Here is a 13,190-nt window from a genome sequence, read left to right as displayed (position 1 = left end):
CGTGGGGCGTGGCCGCCGGACGCGAGCGGGGCGCTCGCGCTCGCTGACGCGTCGCCTTCCGGCGCCGCAACCCCGGACACCGGGGCGTCACCACCGACCGCGAGCACGCCGCTCCCGGACCCGGCACCCGCAGTCGCGGCAGTCACGGACGCCGACACGGCGCTCCCAGGCGCGGCACCCGCAGACGCCGCGGTCGCGGACGCCGGCACGGCGTTCCCAGGCGCGGCGCCCACAGAAGCGGGTCCGGGCGGAACGGCGCCCGCGGGCGCGGCTCCGAGCCGCGTCGGAGCGCTCGGCAGGGGGCGCGTCACAGTTCGCCCATCCGGCGGATCACCGGGGCCACGCGCTGGACGCCGTGGCGGTAGGCGCCGCGGGCCGCGGCGCGGACGGTGTCGCGGACCACGCGGCGTACGCCCGTCGTGCCCGTCTGCGCCGTGCGGTTCGACGCCGTCAGCGGGGTGCCGTCGGGCGCCAGGTGGTAGCGGGCGAGGAGGCCCGGCAGATAGCCGGGCGCGGTGGTCGCCGTGTAGTACGGGGTGATCGGCGGCAGTTCGCCGTCGGCCAGCAGCTTCGCGACGCGCTCGCGGGCCATGTCGAAGGCGGAGGAGTAACCGCCGTCGGCGGCGACCCCCTGCCGGTCGGCCCAGACGGGATCGGCCTTCGGCCGCTGCCCGCCGTCGAGCTGGTCCCAGGAGGCGAGGCAGCCGGAGCCGATGAAGTGGTGGTTGCCGAGCGGTTCGCGGATCCCGAGGTCGGTGAGGATCGCGGTGGGGATACGGCGGTGCAGGGACTCCAGCGCGGCCGTCGAGGAGACGGTGACGAGCAGGTCGGTACCGTCCAGGACCTCGCCCATGTTCCCGTACACCAGGCGGAAGTTGGGCGGCGGACCGCCGGGGAGCTTCTCGGCGAGGCGCTGGTACGGGTACTCCTCGACGTGCGTGGTCTGCTCCCCCACGCGGCTGCGCAGTTTGAGCAGCACCTCGCGGCGCGGGTGCAGCCTCGCGTGCTCGACCAGCCGCCGCAGCAGGTACGCGCGGTCGCCGCGGGTCAGCGGGACGGACGGCTGGGCCGCGAAGACGACGGTGTCCCTGCCTTCTTCGGGCGTGTAGCGCGCGCCGCCGAGGAAGGGCAGCGCGGCCTCGGTCACCGAACCGGAGTCGGCGCCCACGCCCTCGTACACGGCGCGGAAACGCTGCGCGTCGTGGCGGGAGTTGGCGAGGACGATGTCCGCGCCGTGGCGCAGCAGGAGCCCGTCGGACAGCTTCTCGTAGACGACACCGACGTAGCCGGTGACCAGCGCGGGCCGGTCGGGCAGGCCCAGCGCGGATATCCCGTGCAGCATGGCCTGTACGGCGCCGCCGACGAGGGCGAGGACGACGACGTCGTACGTCTCCTCGCGCAGCACGTCCAGGAACTCGGTCCCCGTCATCTCGCGCAGCGCGTCGGCCTCGGCCCCCACCTCGGCGAGCTGGCGGGCGGTGGGCGTCGCTCGTCCGCGCAGCAGGAAGCCGCTGAGCTCGATGTCGCGGTCGTCGGGTGCGATGCGGCGCGCGGTCAGCGCGCCCCACTTCCACCGTGTGTCGGAGTCGGCGAGCACGGCGACCCGGACCGTTTTGCTGGTACGTGATGGCACGTGTTGGACGTTAGGAAGGCATGGGGATTGGCGGCCCAACGCAACAGCAATAAAGGGTTAACAGAGGGTCGACGGATGGCGAAATGGCCCGGGAACGGGCTCGGTTAACCATTCCGCCATCCGTCGTTCACCTGGCATCCCCGCGGATGTCGGAACGAATGCCGGACCGCCCCATAGCGTCCACGGCGTGGTCAAGCTCTCTGTCGTCGTGCCGTTCTACAACGTGCAGACATACGTCCCCGAAACCCTCCGGAGCCTCGCGGCGAACACGCGAAAGGATTTCGAGTTCCTGCTCGTGGACGACTGCTCCACCGACGGCACGCCCGAGCTGCTGCGGCGCGCGGAACGCGATCTGCCCGGCGCGGTCCTGCTGAGACACGAGAAGAACGGCGGACTGGCCACCGCGCGCAACACCGGTCTCGACGCCTCACGCGGTGAATACATCACCTACCTCGACGGCGACGACTGGGTGAGGCCCGGCTACTACGAGGCCCTGCTGGCCACTGTCGAGGGCCTGGGCTGCGACTTCGTCCGTACCGACCACGTGCAGTTCACCGGCCGGGCCCGTACGGTGCACCGCGTCCCGGTCGGCCCGCGCGGCGAGGTCCTGGAGCCGCGCGAGGCGATCCTGCCCGCCGACAGGACCACGTCGGTGGATTACGCGTACGCCTGGGCCGGCATCTACCACCGGCGCCTCGCCGACCGGGGGCTGCTGCACTTCACCGACGGGCTGCGGACCGCCGAGGACCGGCCGTGGATCTGGCGGCTGCACCGCGAGGCGGAGTCGTTCGCCGCGGTGGGACTGCTCGGGATCTTCTACCGGCGCGGCGTCGCCTCGTCACTCACCCAGATCGGCGACGTACGGCAACTGGACTTCATCCGCGCGTTCGACCAGGTCGTGGCCCAAACGGCGGCGGACCGCGAGAGCGAACGTTTTCTGCTGAAAGCAGTACGCACCTATCTGGCCATCATTTCGCACCACTTGGCGGCGAAAGAACGATTCGAACCGGCCGTGGCCAGGAAATTGCGCGCGATGAGCGCCGCCGCGATGAAACGGCTGCCGCAGGACGTACTGAGAGAAGCGCTGAATTCGATGGACCTGGACCGTTCGACCCAGTTGCGCCGGCTGCGCAGGCGTCAGGGCGCGAGCGGGAAGGCGGCGGCCTGATGACGACGTCCTACTCCGGCGGCCGTACGACGCGGGTGTTCTACGCCTCCACCCTGTACGGCGCCGCCACACTGGCCGCGGCCGTCGACGCGGGCCTCTTCGAGACGGTCGACCGGACCGTCCTGGTCGTGAGCAACAACGCCGGTACGCCGGAGCTGACCCCCGCCGTCCACGAGATGCCGGGCTTCGAGCGGCTGCGCCACCGGTTCGACTCGGTGCTGTCGTGGAACGAGACGATCGCGCCCTTCCACCCCGGCGGCTGGGTGCCCCGCGAGGACGACCTGCCGATCTGGGAGCGCCATCTGCGGCTCGCCTGGGGTCTGGGCGACGACGCGGTGGAGCTGGTCCTCGAATCGATCCAGGTCAGCCCCGCGCTCACGCTGGCGGAGATCTTCACGGCCGCGAGGATCGAGGTGTACGCGGACGGGCTGATGAGCTACGGCCCCACCCGTAACCGGCTCGATCTCCAGGTGGGCGCGCGGATACGCAGGCTGCTGCACCTCGATCTCGTACCGGGCCTGGTGCCGCTGCTGCTCACCGAGTTCGATGTCCCGTCCCGGACGGTGCCGACCCCGGACTTCCTGCGGGTGCTGGACCAACTGGCGGACACGGCAACGGACTTCGAGATCCCGGCCGAGCAACCCGCGCTGCTGCTGGGGCAGTACCTCTCCACGCTGGGCATCATCACCGAGCGCGAGGAGGAGGACCTGCACATCCGGATGGTGCGGGGCGTCGTCGGACTCGGCCACCGGCACGTGGTGTTCAAACCGCACCCCACCGCGCCGGCCGGCTGGTCGCGGCGGCTGGAGGAGGAGGCGTCGAGGCTCGGCGCCTCGCTGACCGTGCTGGAGCGTCCGGTGCTCGCCGAGGTGCTGTACCGGCGGCTGAAGCCGGCCCTGGTCGTCGGCTGCTTCTCGACGGCGCTGTTCACGGCGTCGGCGTTCTTCGGCATCCCGGTGGCCCGCACCGGCACGGACATGCTGCTCGACCGGCTCTCGCCGTTCCAGAACAGCAACCGCGTGCCGGTCACACTGGTGGACGCGCTGGTCCCGCCGCTGGACGACGACGGTACGTACCGGCCGGAGCCGAGTCCCGCCGAGCTGGTCACGGCCGTCGGCTTCACGATGCAGCCGCAGATGCACCCGCGGCTGCGGCCGGCGGCGGAGAGCTTCCTGGCGGCGCGGCTCGACCCGCACACGCTGCGGTACTTCAAGCGCCGCCGTCTCACGACGCTCGGGCTGCCGGGCGCGGTGGGCCCGCAGCTCGTACGCATCCCGCAGAACGCGGCGGCGCAGCGCGTGGTCCGCCGGGCGCGACGCCTGCGGCGCGCGGTGCTGCGGCTGCGCGCGTAGGCGCTGTCGTCAACCGCGGGACGGCCCGTGTCCGCCCTGCGTCGCCGGACGGGCCTGCGACCAGGGCGATTGGGCGTCAAGTCGCCCTTTCAGGTGATAGCGCCTCTTTGGTCCATTTGGCGGAAATCGACGCAAAGTCGCGGTAAAGGCGTATTCGCTTCCGGCCCACCGGCGTTGGTAGTCCCGTGGATCCACGTGAACTCTGGGACAGGAACAGCGTCCTCGCCGAAGCCTTCTGTGCCAGCGACGAACAGGTGCGGCAGGCTCAGGCCGTACTGGACGAGGCGCAGGCGGAGCGGAGCCGGACGCTCGCCGCGTTCGCCGTCACCGTCGGCAACGACGGGGCCGTCGCGGACCTGATGGGGCTGAACGAGCGCGAGGTACGGCTGGCGCGGCGCACGGTCGGCAAGACCGACGCGCGCCGCGTCGCCCAGGAGTTGCTGGAGCGCTACCCACAGGCGAGCACGCAGCCCATTCCACAGGCGCAGGCGCCCGCGGTGCCGCCGCCCGCGGTGCCGCCCGTACCGCCCCCGGTAGCGCCGCCGCTGGAGGAGACCTACTCCGAGCAGGCGTATCTGCAGCAGGTTCCCCAGAGCCCGCCGGCGGAGGTGCAACTGCCGCATCCGCGCACCGAGGGCGTCGCCCCGCTCCAGGAGACGGCTCCCCACCAGGAGGCCGTCGCGCAGACCGTGCTCCACACGCCGGAGGCCGAGAACAACAACACGGTGGTCTGGTCGTCGAGCATGGACTCGGTGCTGCTCTGGAGCTGGCAGTCCGGTCTCGACCTCCAGACGGTGGCGGGCGAACTGGGCCTGGACGTAAGGGCGTTGCTGCTGCGTGTGCAGGCCCTCGCCGACAACGGGATGCTCGCCCCGTCCGCCGCCCAGACGGCGGAGGCGAACCGGGCGGGCCGGCACCGCAGGCACCACGAGGAGGGGTACGCGGCGCTGTTCAGCCCCACGGCCACGTTCCCGACGCAGGTGCACTACTGACTGGCGCCGAGCCGTGTCCTCAATCGCCGGACAGGCTACGTGTTGTGTCCTCAATCGCCGGACAGGCTACGTGTTGTGTCCTCAATCGCCGGACGGGCTGAATCAGCCCGTCCGGCGATTGAGGACGTACCACCTACGGGTCAGGCCCCCAGAATCCCCCGGAGGTCCGCCGCGTTCGACTGTGTCACCTTCCACAGTTCCTGCTGCCTGCCGTGCACGTCGGCCACCGACCCGGCGTGGTCGTTCAGCAGCCCCAGCGCGCGCTCCGTGAGCAGCGCGCCGAGGTTCCTGTCGTGGACCGAGACACCCCACTCCGGCCGGTCGATGTCGCGCAGGAAGTACGCCATCTTCGGGTGCGAGATCAGCGAGATGATCGGCGTGCCGCAGCCGAACGGGATCATCCCCGCGTGGCCGCGCATGCCGATGACCAGCTTCGTCCGGGCGTAGGTGTCCCGGATCGCGTCGTTGCCGAAGTCGTACATCGGGATGACCGGCAGCGAGATACCGTGCTCGCGCCGCAGGTCGAACGCGATCTTCTCGTCGTCCAGCGAGTGCGCCACGCACAGGACCTCGGTGTGCTCGCCCAGTGCCCGTACCGCCTTGGCCATCTCGGCCAGGAAGTGCGCGTAGTCGTGGCCGAAGCGCAGCCCCGCCCGGTCGTAGGCGGCGTTGATCATGACAGTGTTCTCGCGCTGCCCGGGCGCCGGGTCGGTCCAGCCGTCGACCAGTTGCCGGGTGACCGTGGTCGGGCAGGGCTGGAAGCGCACCTTGTCGTGGAGCGAGGCCGGCAGCAGCGCCCGGACCTTCTCGATCGAGCCGTGGTTGCGGAGTGCGAAGAAGGCGCTGCGCTCGACCAGTTGGCGCAGGGAGGAGTTGAAGCGCCCGGCGCGGTAGGACTGGCCGTCGAAGGCGTTGAAGCCGACCGCGTACACGACGATCGGTACGTCGATGCCGTTCAGGTTCTCGTCGGGGACGTTCCACTGCCAGGCGCTGTTGCCGTTCGGCGCGGTGTCGGGGATGAAGAGTCCGCCGCCGCCGATGACCAGGCCGCGCCGCTCGTTGACACGCCCCAGCGCGGCCTTGTCGAAGAGCCGGTGGGCGTGGATGGAGTGCCAGCGGCGCGCCCCCGTCTCGGTGTCGGCTCCGCCGTCCGCGCCGGTGCTGGTGCCGACCGCGAGCCGTACGGACTCGGGCAGCAGCTTGTCACCGGCGTTGCCCTGCTGCGGCATGTAGAAGGCCACATGGGCGAGTTGGTCCTCGGGGGCGCCCTCGCGCGGGGCGGGCAGATCGTGGTCCCGGGTCCGCAGCCGCATCAGCCGGTTGGAACGGTGCGTGGGGTCGACGGCCAGCCCACGCATCGCGTACGCGTGGGCCGTCGCGTCGTCGCCGTGGATCCAGGCGATCTGCGCGAGCCGTCCGAACGACGTCGCCGCCCGGCCGGGCGAGCCCGCCGCGAGGTGCAGCTGGACCTTGGCCTCCTCGTACCGGGAGACGCTCATCAGGGCGTGTCCCAGTACCTCGTGCGGCCAGGTGTCGTCGACCGGGATGTGCACACTGCCGAGGATGTCGGCGGCCTCCTGGAAGCCGCCCGCGTTGATGTGCGCGTGCGCGACCTTGCGGGCGCTCTCGACGTCCCCGGTGCGCGCGACGTGCTCGGTGCCGTACTTGACGACCAGGTCGTGGTGCATGGTGCCGGAGACGGCCATGTACGCGGCATAGAACTCCGCGTCCGTCAGCTCGAACTCCCGCCAGCGGTCCTCGGCCTGGGTGTAACCGGCCTCGCCGCCCTGCCACGGCTTGTGGCGTCCGGTGAAGTGCAGGATCGCCGTGTCGTCGGGGACGGGCTTGTCGCCGGAGAGCCGCCGCTTGACGAAGTTGTAGCGCGAGTCGAGCTGGACGAAGTCGCCGTCGAGCACCGAGTTGAGGATGCCCTGGTCGTGCTTGTCCAGTTCGTAGTCGCCGCTGCGTCCGGTGGCGTCGATCCGCGCGCAGAACTCGTCGCTCAGGTACTCGCGCTGGATGACCAGCAGTCCGCTGTTGAGCTTGTGCTGCCCGTAGAAGAACTGCGGTACGGCCGCGAGTCCCTCGCGCAGCTGGAGCAGTTCGGACAGGTCACCGAGGACCACCATGTCGGTGTCGAGGGTGATGACCGTGTCGTAGTCGCGCAGCCGGAAGACGTCGAGGATGAAGTAGGCCTTGCGGACCAGGTAGTTGTCCTGGTCGCCCTTCTCGTAGCTGTCGTAGCGCGCGGCGTCGACGCGGTGGAAGCGCACCCGCGGGTGCAGCGCCCGTATCGACGCGACGGACTGGGGCCGCAGATCGTCGTGGAGGACGACGAAGTCCTCGCACACACCGGGGTTGGACAGCGCCAGGCTGCGCAGCAGCGCGAGGAAGCCGGGCAGATAGTTCTCGTCGACGAAGGAGGCGAAGGCGAGGCGTCGTTTGCCGGTCAGGGCGTTGGCGGACAGCGGCGCGGTGGCGGCGGCCGCGGCGGCGGGTCCGACCGGGGCGTGGGGGGCGGTGGTCATCGCAGGGAGATCCTCGTGTCGGTCACGCTCTGGGCGCGTTCCATGACCCACGCCTTTTCGCTGGTGTACTCGTGCACGGACGTGATGGGCATCCGCATCGCTTCCTTGAGGCGGTAGGCACCGCTCTCGTAGAAGTCGAAGCCGATCAGGTCGAGCTTCGGGCTGACGTCCAGGAAGTCCAGCAGCCAGAGCATGTTGAAGCCGCTGGTCGGGATGGCGGGCCACTCGTCGTTGCCGACGCGGCCGATGTTGCGCAGCGGCCAGCGCAGCGACTCGTCGTTGACGTAGGTCTGGGCACCGGGGACGAGCCGGTTGCGCAGCGAGTTCTTCCAGTCGTTGGCGAGTCCGCCGAAGATCAGCCGGGTGGTGACCTTCTGGTCCCAGTTGAAGCCGTGCTTGTGGATGGAGGCGTGGATGTCGGTACGCCTGCCGGTGGCCGCCGCGTCGATCTTGTACGAGTTGAAGCGGACCACCAGGTCGTACGCGTCGATCTCGGCGCCGAGCGAACCGCGCCCGACGCTCTGCGAGTTGGCGATCAGACAGATGGACTTGCCCGCGATCTGGTTGCGGAACTCGCCGAGCGTCAGCCACTGGACGTCGCCGAAGGTGGGGTCGGGGACCGGGCCGCGCTGCCGGGCCAGGCGCATCTCGCCGTAGAGCGCGGCGAGCCGGCGGGTCTCCTCGACCGCTCCGCCGCCCGCGAGCCGCAGGTCGAGGTACTGCCCGATGGAGACCTGAAGGTCCGTCACCGGGCTGCCGTCGCCGCGCATCGCGAGCAGCGCGCCGATCAGCCGCGCCTCGGCGCCCGCGCCGTCGCCCGCTGCGTGCAGTTCGACGCCCTCGGCCCAGATGTCGGTGGCGGGGCCGTCCGCGTACACCGCCGCCTGCGGGCAGCCGCGTTCGAGCAGCCGCAGGATCTCGTCCTGCTTCTCGCCGCCGGTGCGCAGACCGGCGATGCGGGGCGCGACACCGAACCCGTCCTCCTCGGTCAGGGCGAGGTAGCGCTCGTACGCGGCGATGGTCGCCGGCTCGTCGCCCATGGCCTCCAGCGTGCGGGCGCGCAGCCGCCAGCCGGCCCGGGAGTTCTTGCGCTGGGTCAGCACGGCGTCGCTGATGAGCAGCGACAGCCGCAGCTCGTCGTCGTAACCGCACTCCAGGGCCTTGTTGCCGGCGGCCAGCAGCGCGTCCAGCAGCTCACCGCTCAGCGAGCCCGTGCCCCCGGCGACCACTTTCTTGGCCGCCCGCCGGATGAGCGGCGTTGTGGCGGGCGCGGCCGGGGCGCTCTCGCCCGCGTCGGTGGCGTGGGCGGCGAGCACCAGGCGCAGCTTCTCGGCGAGCTCGGTGCGCTTGCGGTCGAGGCTGGCGACCAGCTTCCCGCTGTGCACGGCGCAGGCGCGCAGGCACACGTCCAGCTCGGTCGGCGTGATCCGGTCCCCCCGGCCCGGGATCTGCCCCGCCCCGTCGGGAGGCCCGGCCGGGCCGTCCCCGTCGCGCGGCCTGAGCCATCGGTTGCGGACCTTCGTCATGGTGCTCCCAGCGTCTGTCTGCCCCGCGATCAGGTTGCGGGTCGGCGACAGGCTAGGAAACCCGCGCGACGGGAAGGTGAACTGACCGCGTCGGCGGATGGAACGCCGGGAGCCCGAAAAATGGTTGCGGCGAAGGTGCGGTGGTGGGGAGGGTGCGGGGCCGGGCCCCGCCGCCCGTAGTCGTTCTGGAAGGACTGCCCCGTGTCTCGTCGTGACGCCGCATCCGCCCCCACCGCCGTTCGTGAGTTCACCTTGACAGGCGCCGAGTCAGGTCCGTACGGCATCACGGCAGGCCCGGACGGCGCGCTGTGGGTGACGCTCGTACACAGCGGTGAGATCGCCCGCCTCGGCCCGGACGGGGAGGTGGCCCTGTACGGGGTGGACGCCCCGGACCCGTCGGCCGCCCGCCCGATGGTGATCACGCCGGGCCCGGACGGAGCCCTGTGGTTCACGCTCAACCAGGCGAACGCCGTCGGCCGCGTCACCGTCACCGGGGAGAGCGAGTCGTTCGACGTACCGACGCCCGGAAGCGGCCCGTACGGCATCACGCCCGGCCCCGACGGCGCGCTCTGGTTCACCGCGATGAACACCGACCGTGTCGGCCGCGTCACGGTCGACGGCGGGATCACCGAGTTCCCGCTGCCGGTCGAGGGCGGCTACCCCTCCGCGATCACGGCGGGCCCGGACGGCGCGCTCTGGTTCACCCTCAACCAGGCGAACGCCGTCGGCCGCGTCACCGTCGACGGGGACGTCACCCTGCACGCCCTGCCGACACCGGGCGCCGGCCCTGTCGGGATCACGTCCGACGGCGAGGCGCTGTGGTTCGTCGAGATCGTCGCGGGTCAGGTCGGCCGGATCTCCGTGACGGGCGAGGTGACGGAGTTCCCCCTGCCGGACCGGGCGGCCAAGCCCCACGCGATCGTCGCCACGGGCGCGGGTGACTGCTGGTTCACGGAGTGGGCCACGGGCCGCGTCGGCCGTATCACCGGGGAGGGCGGGATCACGCTGTACGACCTGCCGTCGCCGTCCTCGGAGCCGCACGGCATCACGGTGGGCCCGGACGGGGCGCTGTGGGTGGCGCTGGAGACGGGCGCGGTGGCGCGAGTGGGCGACTAGAACCTGTCTTCGAAGTCCCACCACGGCCTGCCCCTGGTGGATCTCGATCCGGACAGAGCGGGCGCCCGTACGGTCCCCCAGGCGTCGGCCTGGCATCGGCATGACACGCTCAAGACCCTGCGGTTCGAGTCCTGCGGCCTGCCGTCCGATGTCGCGCGGGCGGTGGCGGCCGGCGACATGCCGGCGCTGGAACACCTGGACCTGTGGCTCGGCGTCGACGACGGAGAGAACGACACAGCCGACGGATTCGATCTCGCGCCGATCCTCAGCGGCGAGCAACTGCCCGCGCTGCGGCACCTGGGCGTGGAGAACAGCGCGATCCAGGACGAGATCGCCGAGTTGGTCGCGACCGCTCCCGTGGTTGCCCGCCTGCGGTCACTCAGCCTGGCCCTGGGAACGCTGACCCACCTGGAGCGGCTGGACCTGCATCACCACTACCTGAGCGACGGCAAGGGCGAGTTCCACGGCCCGTTCGAGGACGAGGTCTACAACTTCGTCGCGACGGACGGGACTTCCAGCCTCGCGCTATGCAAGCGTCCCGGCCTTGACCGCCGAGACGAACGACGACCAGCCGGTGGCGGGGAACACGAGAGCGGGGCCGTGCGTGAGCTTGGAGTCCCGGACAGGGACGACGGGGTGGCCGTCGGCTACCTCAAGGCACTCGCCGTTGCCGCCACCGCTGTAGCTCGACTTGCGCCACCCCGTGAAGCGCTCACTGCTCACCATTTTCGTGTTCCTCCGCTACAGCCCGCACCAGGGCCAGTGATTTCCCGTGCGACAACGCATCGCCCAACGCCAGATCGTAGGCCGTTCGACAGTTGCTCACCAGGGCCGGATCGTCCATCAAGTTCCCGGTGTACAAACCCTCGACGTACGCCACGGGTGCGGCATCCTTGAAGCTCATCAGGGTGAGCAGGCTCTCCATCAGGGCGTGCTCCCCGGCTCCAAAGGGCACTACATGCAACCGCAGGCGCCCCGCCTCTGCCATGTCCGCGATCTTGCGCAACTGCGCAGCCATCGCGATGGCTCCTCCGACTCGCCGTCGGAGTACGGCTTCGTCCAGCAGTGTCCACAGTACGGGGCCTGAGGGGCCCTCAAGGATCTGAGCCCGTTCCATGCGGTTGACCACCCGCCGGTCAATGTCGTCTGTCCGGTAGTTCGGGTCGTACGCCCGGAACAGCGCCCGCGCATAGTCGTCGGTCTGCAAGAGGCCGGGCACGAGCGTCAGCCCGTACTGACGGATCTCGGCCGCCTGCTTCTCCAACTCCGCCGCAGCGACGAAGTGATGGGCGAACTTCGAGTCCAAGTCCTCCAGCCACCGCTCAAAGAACCCGTCCGTCCCCAGCACCTTGTCCAGCCGCTTCGCGTCCGGCGGGCTCGGCAGCCGTCGCCCCGCCTCGTAGTGGCTGATCAGCGTCGGGGAGCACATCATCTCCCGGGCCACAGCCTCCTGCGTCATGCCCGCCGCGATACGCCGCAGCTTCAGCTCCTCCCCGTACTTCTCCCGGGGACTGCGCGGCACGCGTTGCTCCATCACGCGATCAACTCCCGTCCTTGAACTGCGCTTTGTCAAGATCGAACCCCTTCCACGGTAGCGCCCACCACCCCACTCTGTAAGTGAAATGTCACAGAGAGCAACTTTGGAGGTGGCTTCCCATGTTGATGAACTCGGCCCACGGGGATTCCGTGGTGCTGCGCTGGAGCCGGCACCCGCGCTGCGTAGGGCTCGCCCGGTGGGAGCTGAGGAAGGCCCTCGCGGGGTGGGGGCTCGCGCCGCTCGAAGAGGCGGCCGTACTCGTGCTGTCGGAGCTGCTGACCAACGCGGGGCGGCACGCCCGGGTGTCGCCGGGCCGGGAGATCGAGACCTGGTACCTGCGGCTCTCCGACACGCTCCGCATCGAGGTGCACGACACGTCGTCCGACTGGCCCGAGATCCGCGAACCGGACCTGGAGGCGCCGGGCGGCAGAGGGCTCACACTCGTGGCCGCGCTCGCGGACAGCTGGGGAGTCAAGGACCGTAACGGGCCCGGGAAAGCCGTCTGGGCGGAGCTGTCCCTCCATCACTGAGCCGCACCGCCCGGTCGTGGACAGCAGCGGCGCGCATCTGAAAGCCCTACGCGAGACCACGGCAGCTGAAATCGGGTTCATCCCGGACGACGGAGGGCGCCCCGGCTCTATCTCTGGTTGGACACGTCGGTCATCCCGTGGCCCGACGTTCGCCGGACCTCGCGGACCTAGCTTTGAGACACGGCGCGGAGCGAGCCGAAGACCCGGTCCCACGCCCCATGACCCGAACCCCACCGATGTCCTCAGGAGGATTTCTCATGTCCAGGATCTCCAAGCGTGTCGCCCTCACGTCCCTCGTCGGTGCCGTGGCCGCCGGCGCCGTCGCCGTCGCCGGTATCGCGTCCGCCACCGCGCCCGCCAAGCCGGTCGTGGACAACGCCTCGGCCCGTTTCGTGGTGGCGCCCGGCGGCGGCGAGGGCGTGTTCACCTTCGCCGCGGACGTGGCCGACGACTCGGGCGTCAAGAACCTCAAGGTGCTGGCCTGGCCGAACGCCTCGGGCCTCGATCCGACGGCCGAGGAGATGGAGTACGCCGAGAAGGCCGACTGCGAGCGCGTGGACGACGAGAAGTCCACCTGCGCCTACTCGCTGCGGGTCACGGAGCGGGAGCTGGCGGAGACGGGGAAGGGCGAGTGGACGGTCGCCGCGCTGCTCACGGGACGGGACGGCGGGAAGAAGTTCGTCCCCGAGGCCGCGACCGTCACGCTCGACTTCTGACGGGCACCCGCCGGTCCACGCCCGCGTACGTGATCTGTGCCCCGGGTCTCGCCGGTGCCGTGCGGGTTCGCCCGGGACCGGCACGGCCACGC

Annotated in this window: 11 protein-coding genes; 6 read left to right on the top strand and 5 right to left on the bottom strand. The window is 70.7% G+C overall.

Annotation, left to right across the window (positions count from 1 at the left end):
• Positions 1–307: 307 nt before the first annotated feature.
• Entirely contained in the window at positions 308–1,633 is a 1,326-nt protein-coding gene (locus tag GXP76_RS18665; protein ID WP_242572680.1) for a DUF6716 putative glycosyltransferase, read from the bottom strand.
• Positions 1,634–1,820: 187 nt separating this feature from the next.
• Here GXP76_RS18665 and GXP76_RS18660 point away from each other — a divergent pair, with 187 nt between their 5' ends.
• From GXP76_RS18660 to GXP76_RS18650, 3 genes are all read left to right on the top strand, one after another.
• Positions 1,821–2,801 (top strand): glycosyltransferase family 2 protein, encoded by a 981-nt coding sequence (locus GXP76_RS18660; protein WP_242572679.1) that lies wholly within the window; start codon positions 1,821–1,823, stop codon positions 2,799–2,801.
• Positions 2,801–4,153: an alpha-2,8-polysialyltransferase family protein gene (locus GXP76_RS18655; protein WP_242572678.1), complete on the top strand. Its 1,353-nt coding sequence runs from the start codon at positions 2,801–2,803 to the stop codon at positions 4,151–4,153. Before GXP76_RS18660 ends, GXP76_RS18655 begins: the two co-directional genes overlap by 1 nt.
• A 185-nt stretch (positions 4,154–4,338) precedes the next feature.
• A complete protein-coding gene (locus GXP76_RS18650; RefSeq protein ID WP_242572677.1) occupies positions 4,339–5,145 on the top strand; it encodes a hypothetical protein in 807 nt (268 codons plus the stop codon).
• A gap of 140 nt (positions 5,146–5,285) precedes the next feature.
• Here GXP76_RS18650 and GXP76_RS18645 read toward each other — a convergent pair whose 3' ends face one another.
• On the bottom strand, positions 5,286–7,673 hold the full coding sequence (locus GXP76_RS18645; RefSeq protein ID WP_242572676.1) for a glycosyltransferase: 2,388 nt from the start codon (positions 7,671–7,673) through the stop codon (positions 5,286–5,288).
• On the bottom strand, positions 7,670–9,199 hold the full coding sequence (locus GXP76_RS18640) for a glycosyltransferase family 29 protein (RefSeq protein ID WP_242572675.1): 1,530 nt from the start codon (positions 9,197–9,199) through the stop codon (positions 7,670–7,672). The genes GXP76_RS18645 and GXP76_RS18640 overlap by 4 nt, the downstream gene beginning before the upstream one ends.
• A 201-nt stretch (positions 9,200–9,400) precedes the next feature.
• Here GXP76_RS18640 and GXP76_RS18635 point away from each other — a divergent pair, with 201 nt between their 5' ends.
• The gene (locus GXP76_RS18635) at positions 9,401–10,315 is read left to right on the top strand and encodes a virginiamycin B lyase (RefSeq protein WP_374361581.1); all 915 of its coding nucleotides are present in this window, start codon (positions 9,401–9,403) and stop codon (positions 10,313–10,315) included.
• A 525-nt stretch (positions 10,316–10,840) separates the two neighbouring features.
• Here the strand turns inward: GXP76_RS18635 and GXP76_RS18625 are convergent.
• Positions 10,841–11,041: a DUF397 domain-containing protein gene (locus tag GXP76_RS18625; protein WP_242572674.1), complete on the bottom strand. Its 201-nt coding sequence runs from the start codon at positions 11,039–11,041 to the stop codon at positions 10,841–10,843.
• On the bottom strand, positions 11,028–11,849 hold the full coding sequence (locus GXP76_RS18620; protein ID WP_242572684.1) for a helix-turn-helix transcriptional regulator: 822 nt from the start codon (positions 11,847–11,849) through the stop codon (positions 11,028–11,030). The genes GXP76_RS18625 and GXP76_RS18620 overlap by 14 nt, the downstream gene beginning before the upstream one ends.
• A 122-nt stretch (positions 11,850–11,971) precedes the next feature.
• Between GXP76_RS18620 and GXP76_RS18615 the strand changes: the two genes are divergently transcribed.
• A complete protein-coding gene (locus GXP76_RS18615; RefSeq protein ID WP_242572673.1) occupies positions 11,972–12,382 on the top strand; it encodes an ATP-binding protein in 411 nt (136 codons plus the stop codon).
• A 257-nt stretch (positions 12,383–12,639) separates the two neighbouring features.
• The gene (locus GXP76_RS18610) at positions 12,640–13,098 is read left to right on the top strand and encodes a DUF5707 domain-containing protein (protein ID WP_242572672.1); all 459 of its coding nucleotides are present in this window, start codon (positions 12,640–12,642) and stop codon (positions 13,096–13,098) included.
• Positions 13,099–13,190 lie beyond the last annotated feature (92 nt).

Source organism: Streptomyces sp. NP-1717 (genome assembly GCF_022695985.1).
Taxonomy (GTDB): domain Bacteria; phylum Actinomycetota; class Actinomycetes; order Streptomycetales; family Streptomycetaceae; genus Streptomyces.
Note: the sequence above shows the minus strand (reverse complement) of the source record. Positions and strands in the feature narration are given on the sequence as shown.